Here is an 18428-nt window from a genome sequence, read left to right on the forward strand (position 1 = left end):
CAGCCTGGCTATAATCTTGGCTCGGTTGCCGGTGTAGCTCAGTCGGTAGAGCAGCTCATTCGTAATGAGAAGGTCGGGTGTTCGATTCATCTCTCCGGCACCACACATCACACAAGAAGCCCCGTTCACAAGACGGGGCTTTTTCTTGTCTGCAACACCCCTCCCACTTGAAACATCACGGCATGCAAGACACTTTTCCCATCGACATCGTGTACCTCTGGGTCGATGGCAACGACAGCCAATGGCGTCTCAAACGCCAGCAGGCAGCCAGCAAACTCTGCGCTGACGGTCACAACGCGATGGCCCGCTTTGGCAATGTAGAGGGGCGCTTTCGTGACAACCAAGAGCTGCGCTACAGCCTGCGGGCGTTGGATCAATTTTTTCCAACCCATGGGCACGTCTACCTCGTCACCGACGCACAAGTGCCGGCGTGGCTGCAAGACTCAAACCGACTGACCATCGTCGATCACCGGGCGCTGATTCCACACGACGCGCTGCCCACCTTTGACTCCGGTCACATCGAGTCGTACATCCACCGCATCCCGGGCTTGTCCGAGCGTTACTTTTATTTCAACGACGACGTATTTTTTGGCGCCCCTGTGCACGCCAGCGACTGGTTCTACCCGGGTGGCTTTTACGTCACCTGGTCGGACGACCCGTGTGTGCCAGGCTTGGCCATGCAAAGCCACGACACCTCGTTAGAAAACGCCAGCCGTTTGTCGCGCCAATGGCTGCAAACCAAAGCCACCCAACAGACACCACACACAACCATCGGCGCACACCGCTTAGACCCCCATTACGCGCACACCCCACGCACCTTTGCGCACTCGCCACGGCCCATGTTGAAGTCCTTGCTGTATGCCCTGGAACATGAAGCACCCGACTTGTTTGCACAGGTACGCTCCACCGTCTTTCGCGCCTGGGACAAACCCACTCTGGTGTCTGACTTTGTCTTGCGCTGGGCACTGGCACATGGTGTGGCCCAACTCAAAGACTACAGCCACAGCTATGTTTCCACGGGTGCCTCGGACACGCACACTCAACTCAAACAACTGCGCCATGCCTGGGGTTCACTGGACTTCTTTTGCATCAACGACACCACCGACGACGCTCACCCTGACGATCCGCGCCTGACCCAGGTACGCGACACCTTGCAAACCCTGCTCCAAGCGCCCTCTTCCTTTGAAAAGATGCGCCACGCCACGTCACATCGGGGCTTATCGGGCAAGCCGCAACGACAGTCAAATTTACTTACATATTTTTTAATTTAGATTCACAAATTAATTCCCTAGGAGTAGTATTGCCACCGAAATGAAGACTTTGTTCAATTGAACTTTTCATTGAAAGCTGGCCATGTCCAAGCAACCATCGCCCACGCAGACAAATGGCCCGCACGGGCAGGGATGGCCTGATCGGCTGAAATACCCCGGCACTCTTTGGCACTCGTTTTGGATCGGCAGCGGGCTGACGGCCCTGGTTCTGATCCTCGTCGGTTTGGCTTGGTGGTCTTACCAAGATGACGACCCCACCCATTGGACGGTCTGGCTGATCACCGGGAACATGCCCTTGTGGGCTGGTCTGATGGGCATGCTTCTGGGGTTGGCGGTTTTAGCCCTGTGCATCGGCTATCTGCGGGCGCAAGAACGCAAGCAGTGGGTTCTCGAAGGCGTGCAACGCGACCGCCACTTACGTGCCATGCTAGATGCGGCACCCAACGGCATGCTGGCCATCGATACCAACGGCATCATCGTGATGGTCAACAACCAAATGCAACGCCTCTTTGGCTGGTCTCGGCAAGAAATGCTGGGGCAACCCATTGAAATGTTGTTGCCTGAACGTTACCGCGGCAAACACTTGATGCTGCGCCACACCTTTTTGCAGGCCCCGACACCGCGCGCCATGGGGGCTGGGCGGGACTTGTTTGGTTTGCGCAAAGACGGGCAGGAATTCCCGGTTGAAATTGGCCTCAACCCGACCGACCCCGACAGCGTGATTGGCCTGCAAATCGTCGCCTCAGTGGTCGACATCACCGAGCGCAAACAAGCCGAAGCGGAACTGCGTGCCGGGCGTGATCGCATCAAAAACATTTTCAACGCCGCACCCAACGGCATGTTGGCCATCGACAAAAACGGCGCCATCGTCATGGTCAATACCCAAATGGAGCGCTTGTTTGGATGGGCACAAGAAGAAATGCTGGGCAAGTCCATTGAAATGTTGTTGCCCGAACGCTACCGCGGCAAACACATCATGCTGCGCAACAACTATCTGCAAACACCACAACCCCGTGCCATGGGCGTAGGCCGTGATCTGTTTGGTCTGCGCAAAGACGGGCATGAGTTCCCCGTCGAAATTGGCCTCAACCCCACCGGCCCAGACAGCAACATCGACATGCAGGTGGTGGCCTCCGTGGTGGACATCACCGAGCGCAAACAAGCCGAGGCGATGCTCAATGAAGCCAACAACCTGCTGGAAAAACGCATCGCTGAACGCACCATGCAATTGGAGGCGGCCAACCGCGCCAAGTCCGACTTTCTGGCCAATATGTCGCATGAGTTGCGCACCCCCTTGAACGCGATCATCGGGTTTTCAGAAATGTTCAAAGACGGCGCACTGGGACCACTGGACGAGCGGCAACGCGGCTTCAGCGCCGACATTTACGAAGCAGGCAAACACTTGCTGTCCTTGATCAACGACATCTTGGACTTGTCCAAAGTTGAAGCTGGCATGTTGCAGCTGCAACTCAGTGCCGTGAACTTGCTGCAACTGTTTCAGTCCAGTACCTTGATGGTGCGCGAGAAAGCGCTCAATCATGCGATTGAACTCAGCACCCACATCGACCAGAGCATTGGCACCGCCTTGTGCGATGAGCGCAAGGTCAAACAAATCATCTACAACCTGTTGGCCAATGCCATCAAATTCACCGAACACGGTGGCACCGTGTCTTTGCGCATTGAACGCTGCACGCGCGCAGACATCACACTGAACCCCGCCCTGCCGGGACGGCTGCTGGAGCTGCCAACCAGCGACAACCAAGCGTTCTTGCACATCGCGATTGAAGACAACGGCATTGGCATTGCGCCAGAAGACCTGCCCAAACTGTTTGAACCCTTTGTGCAAGTCGACAGCTCTGCCGCACGCCTGCAATCGGGCACGGGCTTGGGACTGTCGCTGGTCCGCCGCCTGGCAGAACTGCACGGCGGCACGGTTGGGGTCAGCAGCCGTCTGGGGATGGGCAGTTGCTTTCAGGTCTGGCTGCCGTATTGCGAAGTGGCCCATACCGAGGCGCAAGAAGAAGACACCGAGCATCTGCTCGATAGCCCGGCCTTGACTGTGACCTCCAACACGAGCTTGCAGCCCCCCTTGGCCTTGGTGATCGAAGACGATGAAGATGCCGCCCGCCTCATCGCGGGGCAACTCCAGATGGATGGCTTTGAAGTGATCTGCGCGGTCACCGCTGAAGAAGGCTTGGTGCGGGCAGAAAGGCGACCACCCGACTTGATCACCTTAGACATCTTCTTGCCTTTGATGAACGGCTTTGATTTCATGCGCAAACTCAAAGCCTCACCCAAATTGAAAAACACCCCTGTGGTGCTGATCACGGCCTCCAAAGAAATGGACCACGGCTTGGCTCTGGGTGCACGACGGGTGTTGCACAAGCCGTTCTCACGCGCCCAACTGAGATCGGCCTTGAGCGGGCTTGTGGTGTCGCCACAACCGGGAACGCCGAAGGTCAGAATTTTGATTGTGGATGACAACCCCAAACTGGTGGAGTTCTTGGCCACACTCTTGGAGGCCGAAGGCTATGGCGTCACACGCACCTATGGTGGGGCAGAAGCCATCCATGCCGTGAGTGTGGAAGTGCCTGACCTCATGATCTTGGATTTGATGATGCCCGAGGTCAATGGCTTCGAGGTGGCATTGGCCATGCGACAAAAACCCAACAGCGTCCACATGCCAATTCTGGTGTTGACCGCCATGGAGCTCAGCGAAGAGGACCGGGCACGCCTCAAACTCAGCGTGGACAGCATCATGGAAAAAACCCACTTCAACAACGCTGAACTGTTGGCCGAAGTACGCCGGGCCTTGCCCAAACGCAACGATAGATGAGGGGGCCGCATGAAAAAGATCCTGGTGATCGACGACGATGCACGCAACTTACGACTCGCAGTGGCCGTGCTTGAACAAGCCGAGTACGCAGTGTTGAGTGCCGACAACGGCCCCGATGGCATTGCCTTGGCCACCGCGCAAAGCCCGGACTTGGTGTTCATGGATGTCCAAATGCCAGGCATGGACGGACTCACCGCGCTGCGTGAATTGCGCGCCAATCCACAGACCCATGGGTTGACCGTGGTGGCCCTGACCGCGCTGGCCATGAAGGGCGATGCCGAGCGGCTGCTGGCGGCTGGTTTTGATGGTTACTTTGAAAAACCCATTCAATACAAAAAATTTCTCACAGAAATTGAATGCCTGCTCGACGTGAAAGGCTTGCACGATTGAGGAGTTGCTATGACACACACACCCAAACATGCCCTCATCTTGGTCGTTGACGATGAAGAGCGGAATCGCCGCCTCCTCACCTCCATGCTGGAAGTCGAAGGCTACCTGGTCAACGCCGTGGGCAGCGGGCAAGCCGCATTGCAAACCATGGCCACGCAGCGCGCCGACATCATCTTGCTTGACGTCATGATGCCTGGCATGGACGGCTACCAGGTGGCACGCGCCCTCAAGGCACAAGACAACACGCGTGCCATTCCGATCGTGATGCTCACCTCGCTGGATGACCGCGACTCTCGCTTGCGTGGCCTAGAAGCAGGGGCAGAAGACTTTTTAACCAAGCCGGTTGACCGCATCGAACTGCTCGCCCGCGTGAAGAACCTGCTGCGCCTCAAAACCTTCAACGACTTCCTGGCAGAAAACAACCACCTGCTCGACGCCTTGGTGATGCAACGCACCCAGCAGTTGGTCAAAAGCTACCACCAGACCATCGAAGTGCTGACCCGCGCTGCCTCCTACAAAGACGAGGAAACGGGTGCCCACGTGACCCGCATTGGGCTCTACACCGAAGTTTTGGCGCAGTCGCTGGGCATGGATGCCACTTTCTCCGATCTCATTCGTTACGCCAGCCCCATGCATGACGTCGGAAAAATTGCCATCCCCGACGCCATCCTGAGCAAGCCCGGGGCCTTCACCCCTGAGGAATGGGCCATCATGAAAACCCACTCACAGCTCGGCGCCAAACTGCTCAGCGGCTCCGACTCCCCCTACCTGCTCATGGGTGCAGAAATCGCCGCCCACCACCATGAACGTTGGGATGGTGGCGGCTACCCCTTGGGATTGGTGGGCACAGCCATCCCGATGTCGGCGCTGATCATGAACATCTGCGACCAATACGATGCCCTGCGCTCGGTGCGACCCTACAAGGAGGCGCTGTCGCATCAGCGCACCTTGGAGATCATCACAACCGGCGACGGCAGAACAGCGCCCTCACACTTTGCCCCAGACGTGTTGCAAGCCTTCAAACAATGCGCGACGCAATTCCAAGATATTTTTGATGCGCACCTTGACGTGCGACACACCGCATAAACCTGGCTGCATCAGTCGTCAAATGGCCGAAGCGCACTGGGCAATTGCAGCACCTCCTGCAGTGGCAACGGTTTGGAAAAGTAAAAACCTTGGGCCTTGAAGCAGCCTGTCTCAATCAAGATTTCGCGTTGGAAGTTTGACTCCACCCCTTCGGCGGTCACATCCAGCTTGAGTGCTTTGGACAAGGCCATGATGCTGGCCACCACACGAGAGTCGCCCGTGTGGCGCAAAGCGGAAATGAATGAGCTGTCAATCTTGAGCTTGTGTACCGGCATATTGGCCAAGCGCGACATCGACGAGTAGCCTTTGCCAAAGTCATCGATCGCGATTTGAATGCCCATGCCAATCATGGATTCCAACTGGCTGTTCACTTCGTGCTCACTCTGAGACAACTCGGACTCTGTGAACTCAAGCACCAAGCCTGCGTAATCGTCGTTGTACGACCCAAGGTATTTGGCCAGCAATTTAAAAATTTTCTTCTTGGCAAACAGCTGTGGCGACGAGTTGAATGCAATTTTGCAACCCGGAAACCGCTGCTGGATGTGCTTGATATCTTCTGTGATGCGAATCAACACCAGCTCTGTGACCTGGTCGATCACACCGATCTTTTCCGCAATCGGAATGAACTCGGCAGGCGACACCATGCCCAATTCATCGTCATGCCAACGCGCCAACGCTTCAAAACCCAAAATCTTTCCGGTCCTCAAATCGACCTCAGGCTGGTAATTCACAGACAAACTTTGGTTCATCAGGGCCACGGCCATCTTGGCTTCCACTTTGTTGCGGCGTGAAATGATTTTGATCAGCTTGGCGTCCAACCACTCAATCCGCGATCGCCCAGACTCTTTGGCATGCAGCAATGCGGTGTCGGCATAGATCAACAAGTCGTTGATGTTGTCCGCATCACTCGGGTACATGGCAGCGCCGGCACTGAACCCGGCCGTGAGGTGAATGCCGCCTGAGAACTGGATGTTCAGGGCCACCGCCTGGATCGAGTCCTTGAGGCGCTGCTGAAAAGACGCCACGTCTTCGTTCATGTCGATCACTGCGATGAACTCATCGCCTGAGCGGCGACAGATGTATTTGGGGCCAGGCAATTTCTCGCTCAGGTGCTGCGCCACCTGCTTGATTACCACGTCGCCCTGCTCATGGCCGTAGCTGTCGTTGATGCTCTTGAGGTGGTCCAAGTCGATGAACAACACCGCAAACTGAGGACTGCCCGATTTTTTATTCAAGCGCTCGGTGATGTATTCAAAAAAGGCACGGTAATTGGGCAAGCCCGTCAACTGGTCAAGGTAAATCAAATCCTTCAACCGCGACTCGGCGGCTTTCAGAGGACGCACATCGGAAAAGATGGCCACATTGCCCTGACTCACGCCTTTGTCATTGAGCAGGGTGGACACGGACAGAATCGTGGGTATCGACTGCTTGTCGGCTGTGGTGAAGAAAGTTTCACCCCGCCACTCACCATGATGCTTGATCGACTCCACGATCGACAGCCCCGAGCCTCCCAAGTCTTCGTTGCGGTACAAAATGCCTGCTGGCTTGCCCAGCAAACGTGCTTTCTCATACCCGGTCATGCGGATCAAGGCGGTGTTGACATCGACAATTCGCCCATGTACATCGGTGATCAAAATTGCTTCGGCCGCGGTTTCAAACACACGCGCTGAAATCAACAACTGCTGGTTGGCCGCACGTTGTCGCAACAGCAGTTGCAGCAACGCGTCATGCACCGAAGAAATTTCATCGCCCATAGGGCCGGTCTCCATCTCCACCTCTTGGCCATTGATCATGCGCGAAGCCAAATCCACCAGGGCATTGAGTCTGCGTGTGGTTTCCTGTGAAAAAGTTTTGGTCCACCGATACAAGCCAAGAAACAACCATACGCCACTGATCAACGAAAAAGCAAACGCGGCGGCCACCACCAACAGACTGTCCCAAATCATTTGAGAAAGGTGCAGGTACACCGGGAATTCGTATTTGCCCAGTGCAATAGGCACCTTCACAAACGCATGGGTCACAGCCCCCAAGGTGCTCGTCTCGTGCCCATCGGTCAATGAGTACATCAGCGCCAAATCCTTGGGTAAATGCAACTCATCGGTCAGATGGGTCACGTTGAATGAAATCAACAAAATGCCCAGCACGCCATCTGAAAATGGCGCCACCACCGGCAAGGTGAACACCAAGTGCTGGCCATCGTCTTGGGTCAACAGCTCATGGAATGGCCGAACCTCATCGATGGTTTTTTGAATCATTTGATTCGAAGGGCGCAAGGCCCTCCCCGGTTGGGTGCTCAAGATGTAGTCACGCCCTTTGTAATCGAGCAAGTCGATGCGACGGATGGTGTTGTTGTTGAGTCGATTCAACAAGGGAACCAAGTACACGTCACGTCCCACTGAATCGGTCAAGCCAGTCCAGATCAAGGAAGAGTTGCCCAGCGAATCCGCCTCACGCAGCATGGCACTGACTTCAGCCGAGAAGGTAGACGTGACCAACGACTGGTGTTGCTGCAACTGGCTGTACTTGTAAAACAGCGAGCCACTGACGGCCAACAGCACAATCAGCGCGGTCAGCACTGACAAATAGAGACCAAAAATCTTGAACAGTTTTCGGCCAATTTGCTCGCGCAGGGTCACGGACTTCATGTCATTCAATCGGTATCAAGCGACCCAAACGGTCCATCTTCACAAACAAGACTTGTGACGCATCCAACGCGTCATGCCGAGCAGACGTGAACGCCTGCGTGTAGTGTCTCACCGCCCCCTCAAAGGCTGGTAGTTTCTCCAGCGCATCGCGAACTTTGACAGCTTGCGTCGATTGCGCCTTGTTCACCGCCATGGCCAGCAAATGCACGGTGTCATAGGCTTGTGCAGCACCGACCGGGCTGGGAATGTCGGTGAATGACTGAAAGCCACCGTTCTTGCGAATCCATTCGCCCAGGTACTTGGCCCGGGGCCGGTTGTTTTTGACAAACGTGAAGGTTTGAATCACGTCGAACGTGACGTCCCCCAAGTACTCGCCCGCCAGCTCGTGCAACACCCCGCCCGACACCCCCCAGTGCGAGACCATGGGCAAGCGTAGCTGCGGGGGTTGTGACGCCACGTCTCGCAGCAACAGCGCCGCTTCTTTCTCATTGCCGACAAACATCAAGGCTTTGCTGCCAGCACTCAAACACGCACGGTAGGGCTCGACAAAACTCACATCGCCCCAGTTGTACCAGCGCACCACGTTGAAGTCGACTTTGTACTGCCCCGCCTTGGCCCTGATCACTGCTTCCGAAGACCGCCCCCACGACGTGTTGGGCAAAAAGACACATGCCTTGTCGGCCTTGTACTTGACGGCCAGACGCTTGATCATGGTCTCCACACCCCACGAGTCTTTCAAAGACACCCGAAAGCTGTAGGAAGGCTTGTAGCTGTGGTCGGTGATTTGGTCGGCCGACCCCCACACGCTGATCAGCGGCACTTTGAGCCGGTGTGCGTCGGGCAAAACTTCCACACTGACCGGGCTGTACTTGCCCTCTAAAACAGCCACCAAATCCTGGCGCCCCGCCAACTCCACAAAGTTGTCTTTGCCACGTACCGACACGCCTTTGTTGTCGGTGGTCACCAAGCTCAAAGGACGGCCATTGAGCACGCCACCCGCAGCATTGATTTCAGCCATCGCCGCACGGATGCCCCACTCGATCGACTGCGGCGCTGTATTGGTCTTTTGACCATAGGCACCGTCAAATCCAATCAGCACTGGAGCGCCTGCCGCCCCACCCGATGGCGCCGCCCAGCACACGCTGAGCAGGCAGCTCAGCAAGCCAAGACCGATTGATTTTTGAACCATCTTCTTCATCTCATGCATCCTCAGTGAGGTCCACCGACAAACTTCGAATGGCGCTGACGGTTGTCAGGTCACGAAACTCAAAGCCACCATTCACACTGGGCGCAATCAGGCCCATGGCCAACAGTTCTTGAATGGACGCTTGCAGCACCGGGCGAGGAATGTGGTTCTCTTGTAAAAAGTCAAAACTCACTTGCTTAGATTGCCGTGCCGCTTGCGTGATCAGGGCATAGGCACCCGGCGACAAATTGTCCAACACCGCCAACAAGTTGTTGCGCGTGGTCAGCGACACATCATCCACGCTGGGCGCGTGCATGTGGTGAACACGCGTCAAAGGCGCCTCGGCAGGACGAGGCCCCAGCACCCGCACAGAAACTTGTTGATCGGCCAAGGCTTGCAAATTGGTGACGACCAGGAAGATGCGGTGCCCTACCAACCGCGCAATGCCCTTGTCACCCAACACAGTGCGCATGATGTCCAAAGACTGCAACCCATACACCTGCAGCATCAATGGCCCAGCGTTGGCGGCCTTGATCAGCATCGTGGCCAAGCGCTCTCCCGCCGTCATAGAAGCACGTATGTCCTCGAAATCCAGCTTGAGTTGAGAAAAAGAAATTTGCTGAAACAAACACTCCAGCAAGCGGTCGCGCTGCCTGGAGTGCGGCAGTCGTAACCGAATCAAGGTAAAGCCCTGTAGCAGGCATGTGTTGCCCATGGCATCCATCAACGACGCAGCCACAGCAGGTGGCCAAGACTCAACCGATGCCCACTGCGCCAAGCCCGACTCCACGAGACGGCAAATGTCATGCAGGAAGGGCAAACCGCCCCAGCGGTCTTTGACATCGGGCAACGGCATGGCCGCTGTGCCCAGGGCAAACACATGTTCTGAGGCTTTGGGTGCGCTGTCTGCGTTCGGGCTCACGGCCTTCACCGCCAACCAAGGCACACTCAACGCCGCCAGTTTGCGCGTCAACTGGTCACTCAAAGGATGCATGCCCAACGCCGCATGCTGGGCCAGCTGAATGGCAATGGCAAAGCACGCCGCAGCGCGCAATTGCTCCGACCCGTTGGCCACAAACTCGATGTGTGAGGCAATGCCAACGCCAATAGCTCGCTCCAGGGGTTTGCCTGCCTGGTTGCTGGCATGCGCTCGGAGTTCGTGCACATAGGGCTGCTGATTGATCCACGCTTGCAGGTACTGAGCCACATAAACAGCGCGATCGGCGTCATCCACATGCGCCACCGGATGACCAAACCAAAGCAACACCCCCCCATCGGGCAACTGCATGAGCTGGCCATCAAAGGCATCGCTCAAACGGGTGGCCAGCTCTTGCAAGGCATTGAAAAACACATGCCGCAAGGCCAGCGTTTCAACAGGGGTGGGCAAGCTGCCAGGGGCCACCACCGCCACCGACGTGACCGTGCGCACCACATAACCAAAGTGACGTGATCGGCTTGTCGGGGCCACCGACTGCCCTTCTTCACTTTGAATCATGCGCCGGGCAATGATGGTCGCCTTGGCGCGATTGCTCACCCCGATGATTTTGAAAATGGTGAACAAATGCTGCTTCACCGTGCCATAGCTGATACTCAGTTCAGCCGCAATTTCCTTGTTTGACTTGCCTTGCGACAGCAGCATCAAGACCTGCATTTGCCGATGGCTCAATGCAGGCTTGAGGGATGCGTCGTTGTCACTCATCAGCGCTCACGCATGCCCTGCTGGAAGGCCACATAAATCGGACGTAACAAATAGCGCAGCACCGACTGGTGATCGGTCACCACATCGGCTTGAACCGTCATGCCGGGCTCGATGCTGAGCACCTGGTGAGCGGTGGCCAAGTGTGTGGCGGGCAAGGTCACGATCACTTTGAAGTAAGGCTGTTGACGTTCATCCAAGGTGCTAAATGCCGACACCATCGACACCGAACCATCCAAGGTGCCGTAGCGCATGTAGTCGTAGGCGCCAATTTTTACGCGTGCGGTTTGGCCCACATGCACAAACCCAATCTCGCTGGGCGAGACGCGCACTTCGGCTTGTAATTTGCGATCGGCGGGCACCACGTTCATGAGCACAGCCCCGGGTGTCACCACCCCGCCCACGGTGCGGTAGCGCAGGTCCTGCACCACGCCATCAGAGGGCGCCACTATCTGCAAGCGCTCCAGACGGTCACGCAATTTGCCAAGCTGCTCCTCGGTCTGTGCCAGTTCACTGGCTGAGGTGTTCAAGTCATCCAGATTGGTACGCCGAAAGCGCAACAACTCGGCCTGAACCTGGTTCACGTTGCGCTGCGCGTCCAGGGCTTGCACGCGTGTGGCCAGCTTGTCTTTGGCCAAGTCACCTCGAATTTTGCTGATCTCGGTGAGGATGGTGATTTCTTTCTCTAACTGGGCAATTTGATCGAGCGAGGTTTTGAGCGTGTGCTTTTGCTCTTCCACCAAGGTTTTGTACTGTGCAGGAATCTCGTTGAAATTGGCAGGACGGTTGGCCAATAACGCCCGCAAACGCTCAACCCGCGCATGGAGTGCCCAATATTTGGCGGCCACGGTTTCGTATTCCGCATTCGGTTCAGCCTCGTTGAAGCTGATCAGCAACTGCCCTTTGGTCACGGTTTGGCCATCGATCACTTCGATGGACTTGATGCGCCCACCATCGATGTGTTGCACCACTTGCACCGACTGAATGGGCATGATTTGCCCGCTGGCTGTGGTCACCGTATCGAGACTGGCAAACAAAGCCCACACCACAAACGCCAAGATGGCGTACAAGACCAGTTTGACCGTGGTTTCCATGTAACGCGGCGGGGCAGCTTCTTCCAACAAAATGGCTTTGGCCAAGTAGTTGTCCGAGCGATTGCCCAACGCCAGCTTGGGACGTTCGGGGTTTGCATCACGCATTGCGACTCCTTGTTCTTCGTGTCATGTCCATCGCATTCATGGTTTGATCGCCGTGACGGTGGTCTGCTTCAAAATTTCTGCGGGTGGCGCCGCTGCACGCAAATAGCCTTTATCAAACACCAGCAAGGTGTCGGCCAGCAAAATTTGGCTGGGGCGGTGGCTGATGAAGAGAACGGTGGACTTGCCTTTGAGCGACGTCATCACATCGGTGAAGCAGCGGTCCCCCGCAGCGTCCAACGCATTGCCAGGTTCGTCAAACAGCATGATGGGCGCGCGCGTGATGTAGGCCCGGGCCAGCGATATTTTTTGCTTCAGGCTTGACGGCAAGGAGTTGGTGTTGTCACCGACGCGGTACTCCACCCCTCTGGGCAAGGCCAACACCTGGTCCAGCGCACCGGCCATTTCCAGCGCTTGGAGAATTTGTTGGTCGGTGGCATCGGGGCGGGCCAGGCGCAAGTTTTGTGCAATCGTGGCCCGAAACAACTGCGCCTCTTGGGGTGCGTAACCAATCAGGCGGCGCAGCTCCAGGGGGTCGAGTTGTCGAATGTCCACGCCATCGACCAGCACCCCACCCGACTGGGCCTGGTACATGGCCATCATCAACTTGAACAAGGTGGACTTGCCCCCGCCGTTGGGGCCCGAAATGGCCACCATCTCACCGGGCTCAATTCGGAAATCAACCCCCACCAAAGCAGGGTCCAGGTTCAAGGAGTAACGAAATGACACCCGTGAAAACTCGACACGCCCTTGCAGACCACGTGAAATGGGCGACGCGGCATAGTCTTGACGCTCGCCCGCAATTTTCATCAACGCATTGATTTGCTCTCCGGCACCACGCACACGTTCGACCCGCGTCATGTTGACAAAAATGGTTTGCAAGGGGCTGAGCACGCGCCACATCAAGATCATCGAAGCAATCAACGCACCTGAGGACAAGGTTTGCGACAGCACCAACGGCGTGGTGAAGGCCACGATCAGCAAGGCAGAAAGCATCATGAAGAAATACGAAATGCCCACCAGCATTGATGCGAGCTGCTCGGCATGGAACGAAGCCATGGTGGCGTTGGCCGAAATGTCACGTAACCGCGCACGCCACACCAAGCTGCCACCGCACTCATGGATGATGCGCATCTTGGACACCATCTCAATCAAAAACGCGTTGCGCCGTGACGAGGCTTTGCTGCTGGCCAGCACGAAGTCTTGCGTCTTGTGCAAGAACAAGCGGTAGAGCAAGGCATAGATGGCTGCCATGGCCACAAAGATCAACAGCGCCACCGGGTTGATGATGGACAGCCCCACCAAAATGACCAACGTGGCGGGCGACTCAAAAATCGTCGATGCCAGGGGGCCGGTGAACACATCGCGAATCGCATCGAACGACTGCAAGCGCGTGACCTGCGAACTCACTGACGCACGCTCGGTGTAGCTGGGCGCCATCTGCAGCACACGTTTCAAAATTTCCGTGCCGAAGATGTATTCAATGCGCCCGGCCACAAAGGCCAATATTTTGGCGCGATGGCGCATGAAGAAATAAGACACCGCAATCGCCAGCACAGCGCCAACGGTCAGATAGGCCAAGGTGTCTTGCGCCCCGGTTGGAATGACGGTGCTGTAGACCACGGTCAGGAACAGCGAGCTGGTCATCATCACCAGGCCCGACAGCAACGCAGTCACTGTGGCCATGACCATCATGGGTGTAAAGCGCAACATCACATGGGCCACCCACGAGCGAATCTCAGAGGGTTTGCGTTCGACGTATTCGTAGAACAAAGCACGACCGCGCACATGCGTGTCTTGCAGCAGTTCAGACGACGTCTCCAGGTTACGCGCCACCCGGATCTGACCATCGACACAACCTGTCACCACAAACGCAGGTGCGTGATCGGGAATGAACAGGCAGGGCACCGACCGTGGATCGATGTCAGACAGGTGGCAGTTCAACTCCGACACCTTGTAGCTCAACTGCGCCATGGCATTTTGAAAACCCGTGAGGTCCAGGTTTTGCATGAAGTAAGGCAAGGCCTCAGACACCTCACGTGCGGAGTCTCGTGCGTTCAACAGCTTGAGCAACAGCGCCAAGCAGTCGGACAAGTCATCGACTTCTTTGAAGTTCGACTGGATGGTGTCATGGATGTCTTCCCATTTCTGCGCATCCAAGAACATTTTTTGGGTGTGCGATTCAAAGAAGTTGGCGCTCGCCGCCCGCATGCTCTGGGCAGGCAAAACCGCGCTTTGCACCACAGGCAGAGTCCCTGGTGCGGCGGGTTCAAGCTCGGCGCCCCAGCGCTCGCTCACACCTTCGGGCATGGCCGTCAACGCAACCTCCTGAATGTGGCCGTTGCTCAAACGCACGCGGCGATCTGCCAGTTTGCGAAAGGACGGGCGTTGCGTGACCAACACCATGGTGAAGTTTTTACGCGCCTTCTCCAGGTATCTGAGCAAGTTCGCATCGCCCTCTGAGTCCATGGCAGAGGTGGCGTCGTCAAACAAGATGATGCTGGGGTTAGACGACAACGCACGCACGATGGCAATGCGTTGCTGGTAGCCCGGAGGCAACGAGTCGGTCGCCATGTCGCCAATGGGCGAGTCCCAGCCGCGCGGCATTTTGGCCACAAAGCGGTCCAGCCCGAGTTCGGTGGCAATCTGCAAAGCCAGCTCGGTACGCGATGGATCGAACAAGGTGATGTTGTCCAGGATTGAGCCCTCCAACATCACCGCCTTTTGCGGCAAATAGGCGATGTAGCTGGACGCACCGTCAACGCCCAAAGCCCGCAAGTCGTGTTGGTCCAGCAAGACCTGGCCAGCGTCTGGGGTCAACACACCAGCAAGCAGTTGCAACAAAATGCTGCGCCCTGCACCGCTATCGCCCTCCACCATCACGCATTCACCCGCCGCAATGGCGAGGGTGCAGTCAGCAATCAAGGCGTTTTCAGATTTGGGAAAGCTGTAGCGCACCGACTGCATGTCCAACGCAATGGGCTTGCCACGAAAGGCCTCTAAGGCTTGATCGCCCCCTTGCTGGGGCTGTTTCAAACCCGACTGCTGCAACAGTGCCACCAAGCGGTCGCGCAGCACCTCGTCTTGTTGGTACTTGCTCCACATACCACTCAAACGTTGCAAGGGGGCTAAAGACCGCATGCCCAACAACACACAAGCCGCCAACTCGCCGTTGGTGAGCCGTCCCTGCGTGACCAAGAAAGCCCCGAGCGCCACAATCAACACGGTCATCAAGGACGAGAACACTTGCCCAATGCCCGACGACATGTCCAAGGCATAGGTCATGCGCAGCATCACCTTGGCGCAACTCTCTTGCAAGCGCTCGTAACGGCGCAGCATGAGCGACTCCATGGTCATCGCCTTCAAAGTGTGGATGTTCTTGAAAATTTCATTCAAGAAGTTGCCACGCCGCAAATCACTTTCTTTTTGTTGCTTGATCAGCTCCGGGTCATGCCGGCCGTTGCGCCACGTGACAAACACGAACACGCTGTACCCGCAGACCAACAACAGGCCGACCCACACGTTGATGAGGGTCAAGATCAGCACATACAAAAAGACAAATGGCAAATCCATCCATTGCTGAAAGGTTTGACCGGAGTAGTGGTATTTGAGTGTCGAGACCGATTTGAAGTCTTCCATCACGGCACCTGTGCCTTTGAGTTCAAACTCATGCAAAGGCTGCACCATGATGCGATCCACCACGGCCATGATGGCGCGGTGTTCAAAGCGGGCAGAAATCCAAGCCGTGATGTAGGAGCGGATGATGCGGATCAAAGACTCCAGAGCAATCGCCACGGCAACGGCAATCGAGAAGATCGTCAATGTCTCCAATGACTGGTGCGGCAAGATGCGGTCGTACAACTGCAACATCAACAAGGGCAAAGCCAACGCCAACACGTTGATCAAGATACTGGAGATGACGATGATCGTGCGCTCTTGCCCAAACGGTGACAAGGTTTCAATGGCTTGCAGCGCAGGCCCCGATTGTTGGATCTTGTCCCAGCGGGCCATCAAATCAGCCATCTCCTGCTTGAACTTGCGCCACTGCTTGCCCAGCAGAAAGTGCTCCACAAAACCAAGGTCTGGCGCCTGTGTGGGCGTGGTCTCACGCACGTGAAACGCTTGCGCCATGTCGTTGAGCATGACGGCAAAGAGATGGACGGTCAGACGGTAGATCCGCCAAACGGCAACAAAGACAAAGCCCACCACCCACACCAGAGGACGCAGGACCTGGCGCAAGCCTGTTGGCAGCACAGCCCACAGGCGTTGCCCACCGTTGGCGCAGGCAGCGCTCACACGACGCAATACAAACATCAAGGTTCGAGTGACTGGGTTGTGTGCCATCCCGCGACACAAGGCGCTCACGCCCTGGCTCAGCAAAGCACACAAGGCAAACAACAAACGCAAAGGCAAGATGGCCAAAAACAAAGCCACTTCCAGAATTCGCAAGAGAACTCGGAACACAAATTTCATGAGCATTTGTACGAATTTCATGGCTTGACCGTCGCCTCAGAACCGACACCTTGCAGTGCATTGACAGCCGCCATTGAACCGTTGGAGGCATCTAGCTTGCGTGCAGCCTCGATCCAGCTGGCATCTGGCTTGGGTAGCTTGCCACCGCCATAGCATGGGCTTTGTCCCAGCTTGAGCCCCCCACCAATGGACTTGAACAAATCGACCGAAGCCCGCAACTGGTCCAGGCGCGCGCTGATGGCTGCATCCTCTGCAGCGAGCACAGAGCGTTGAATTTCGAACAGCTGCATGTAGTCCATGCCACCCAACTCAACCACCTTGGAAGTCATCGCCGCCAGTTGCTTGCCCCGCGCGCGCGATTGGCTGAGTGTTTGGTAGCTCTTGTCGGTCATCACCACGCTGGACAAAGCTTCCTCAACATCGCGCATCGACGCGATCACAGTGCCGGCATAAGCCTCAAGCAGTTCAATATTTTTAGCTTGGGCAATTTCAATATCTGCTTTGCGTTTGCCACCGTCAAACACATGGGCCACCAAATTGGATGACACGTTGTAGAACAGACTTTGTGGGCTGGTCAGCGTTGACAACATGTAGCTGCCATAGCCTCCCTGCCCCGACAACACAAAGGACGGAAATAAATTAGCCCGCGCAGCGTACAAGTCAGCTTGCGCCGCCAGCAAAGTGGCCTCAGCACGCTTGATGTCTGGGCGACGACACAGCAAGTCCGAAGGCAAGCCCGCCGAAGCGATGGGAATGGACAAGTTCTGAATCGATTTGGCTTGAATCTTTAAACTCGATGCGGTGGTTCCCAACAAAGCAGCCAAGCGGTTGAAGGCCCGCTCGCGTTGCAGCTTGAGGCTGGTGACCAAGGCCTCGGTGTTGCTTTGCAAAATCAATTGCTGCGACAACTCGATCAAGGTGGCGTCCCCCTTGCTCACGCGTTGCTGCAAGCCACGTGAGATGCCATAAATGGTTTCGAGGTTACGTTCGCCCACCTCGATGCGCTCATCGGTAGACACCACCTGAAAGTAGGTGGCTGTCACATCGCCCACCAACGTCAGCGCCACGGCTTCTTTGTAAAACTCGCTGGCCACGGCTTGCGCGTAGGCCGCGTCGGTGTTGAAACCTTTGCGGCCCCACAAGTCAACCTCGTAATTCACCATCGCACCAATTTGCCAAGTCCCTTGGCTGTACCAATCGGCTTTGCTGGCCGCCGAACCCACCGCCGGAAAAGGTGCTTGTCGCTGGTAGCCCCCTGTTACATCCACCGTGGGTGACTGAGCCGCTTTGACCGAATCAATCTGCGCCCTGCTTTGCGCCACGCGCGCCACGGCAATGCGCAAGTCGTAGTTGTTGGTCAGCGCCAACGCCACCAGCTGGTTGAGTTCTTGGCTATGAAAGTCTTGCCACCACAATTCTTTCGGGGCAGGCAAGACAGCCTCGGTAGGTGGGCTGCTGAATGTCTTTGGCAACCAGCCAACATACTCGGGCCCTGTAGGCGGTGCATTGTCAGCAATTTTAGAAGAAGAACAACCTTGTATTAATGAAAACAACAATGTGAGTATTAAAGGTTTAATTACTAGTTTGCAGCGAACCTTATTATTAAAAACACTTGGAAGGAGTGATTCGCCCGGTGCCTTCATATCAGC

At 56.2% G+C, this 18428-nt stretch carries 10 protein-coding genes and 1 tRNA gene; 5 read left to right on the forward strand and 6 right to left on the reverse strand.

Annotated features, from left to right (window positions below; all coding sequences use genetic code 11):
• Positions 1 to 27: 27 nt before the first annotated feature.
• The 5 genes from B9Z41_RS14295 (at position 28) to B9Z41_RS14315 (ending at position 5583) form a co-directional block, all read left to right on the forward strand.
• Positions 28 to 103, forward strand: a tRNA-Thr gene (locus B9Z41_RS14295).
• Between the two features lie 79 nt (positions 104 to 182).
• A complete protein-coding gene (locus B9Z41_RS14300; protein ID WP_100147744.1) occupies positions 183 to 1271 on the forward strand; it encodes a Stealth CR1 domain-containing protein in 1089 nt (362 codons plus the stop codon).
• 82 nt (positions 1272 to 1353) lie between these two features.
• On the forward strand, positions 1354 to 4107 hold the full coding sequence (locus B9Z41_RS14305; protein WP_100147745.1) for a PAS domain S-box protein: 2754 nt from the start codon (positions 1354 to 1356) through the stop codon (positions 4105 to 4107).
• 9 nt (positions 4108 to 4116) lie between these two features.
• Positions 4117 to 4497 carry a response regulator gene (locus tag B9Z41_RS14310; RefSeq protein WP_100147746.1) on the forward strand — a complete coding sequence of 127 codons (381 nt, stop codon included), beginning with the start codon at positions 4117 to 4119 and terminating at the stop codon, positions 4495 to 4497.
• 9 nt (positions 4498 to 4506) lie between these two features.
• Complete coding sequence (locus tag B9Z41_RS14315) at positions 4507 to 5583, forward strand: HD domain-containing phosphohydrolase (RefSeq protein WP_100147747.1); 1077 nt, start codon at positions 4507 to 4509, stop codon at positions 5581 to 5583.
• 11 nt (positions 5584 to 5594) lie between these two features.
• Here B9Z41_RS14315 and B9Z41_RS14320 read toward each other — a convergent pair whose 3' ends face one another.
• The 6 genes from B9Z41_RS14320 to B9Z41_RS14345 are packed head-to-tail and all read right to left on the reverse strand — an operon-like array spanning position 5595 to position 18422.
• The gene (locus B9Z41_RS14320; RefSeq protein ID WP_100147748.1) at positions 5595 to 8228 is read right to left on the reverse strand and encodes a bifunctional diguanylate cyclase/phosphodiesterase; all 2634 of its coding nucleotides are present in this window, start codon (positions 8226 to 8228) and stop codon (positions 5595 to 5597) included.
• Between the two features lies 1 nt (position 8229).
• On the reverse strand, positions 8230 to 9417 hold the full coding sequence (locus B9Z41_RS14325) for an ABC transporter substrate-binding protein (protein ID WP_199173003.1): 1188 nt from the start codon (positions 9415 to 9417) through the stop codon (positions 8230 to 8232).
• A gap of 10 nt (positions 9418 to 9427) precedes the next feature.
• Complete coding sequence (locus tag B9Z41_RS14330; RefSeq protein WP_100147750.1) at positions 9428 to 11113, reverse strand: LuxR C-terminal-related transcriptional regulator; 1686 nt, start codon at positions 11111 to 11113, stop codon at positions 9428 to 9430.
• Complete coding sequence (locus tag B9Z41_RS14335; RefSeq protein ID WP_100147751.1) at positions 11113 to 12309, reverse strand: HlyD family efflux transporter periplasmic adaptor subunit; 1197 nt, start codon at positions 12307 to 12309, stop codon at positions 11113 to 11115. The genes B9Z41_RS14330 and B9Z41_RS14335 overlap by 1 nt, the downstream gene beginning before the upstream one ends.
• A gap of 36 nt (positions 12310 to 12345) precedes the next feature.
• On the reverse strand, positions 12346 to 16800 hold the full coding sequence (locus B9Z41_RS14340; RefSeq protein ID WP_100147752.1) for a peptidase domain-containing ABC transporter: 4455 nt from the start codon (positions 16798 to 16800) through the stop codon (positions 12346 to 12348).
• The gene (locus B9Z41_RS14345; RefSeq protein ID WP_100147753.1) at positions 16797 to 18422 is read right to left on the reverse strand and encodes an efflux transporter outer membrane subunit; all 1626 of its coding nucleotides are present in this window, start codon (positions 18420 to 18422) and stop codon (positions 16797 to 16799) included. Before B9Z41_RS14345 ends, B9Z41_RS14340 begins: the two co-directional genes overlap by 4 nt.
• Positions 18423 to 18428: the final 6 nt, after the last annotated feature.

Source organism: Limnohabitans sp. JirII-31 (genome assembly GCF_002778315.1).
Classification (GTDB): domain Bacteria; phylum Pseudomonadota; class Gammaproteobacteria; order Burkholderiales; family Burkholderiaceae_C; genus Limnohabitans.

Bases quoted from the DNA above. Each gene is read 5' to 3' on its own strand.
- B9Z41_RS14325 (WP_199173003.1), bottom strand. From the start codon at position 9,417: ATGGTTCAAAAATCAATCGGTCTTGGCTTGCTGAGCTGCCTGCTCAGC.
- B9Z41_RS14335 (WP_100147751.1), bottom strand. From the start codon at position 12,309: ATGCGTGATGCAAACCCCGAACGTCCCAAGCTGGCGTTGGGCAATCGC.
- B9Z41_RS14305 (WP_100147745.1), top strand. From the start codon at position 1,354: ATGTCCAAGCAACCATCGCCCACGCAGACAAATGGCCCGCACGGGCAG.
- B9Z41_RS14330 (WP_100147750.1), bottom strand. From the start codon at position 11,113: ATGAGTGACAACGACGCATCCCTCAAGCCTGCATTGAGCCATCGGCAA.
- B9Z41_RS14300 (WP_100147744.1), top strand. From the start codon at position 183: ATGCAAGACACTTTTCCCATCGACATCGTGTACCTCTGGGTCGATGGC.
- B9Z41_RS14310 (WP_100147746.1), top strand. From the start codon at position 4,117: ATGAAAAAGATCCTGGTGATCGACGACGATGCACGCAACTTACGACTC.
- B9Z41_RS14320 (WP_100147748.1), bottom strand. From the start codon at position 8,228: ATGAAGTCCGTGACCCTGCGCGAGCAAATTGGCCGAAAACTGTTCAAG.
- B9Z41_RS14345 (WP_100147753.1), bottom strand. From the start codon at position 18,422: ATGAAGGCACCGGGCGAATCACTCCTTCCAAGTGTTTTTAATAATAAG.
- B9Z41_RS14315 (WP_100147747.1), top strand. From the start codon at position 4,507: ATGACACACACACCCAAACATGCCCTCATCTTGGTCGTTGACGATGAA.
- B9Z41_RS14340 (WP_100147752.1), bottom strand. From the start codon at position 16,800: ATGAAATTCGTACAAATGCTCATGAAATTTGTGTTCCGAGTTCTCTTG.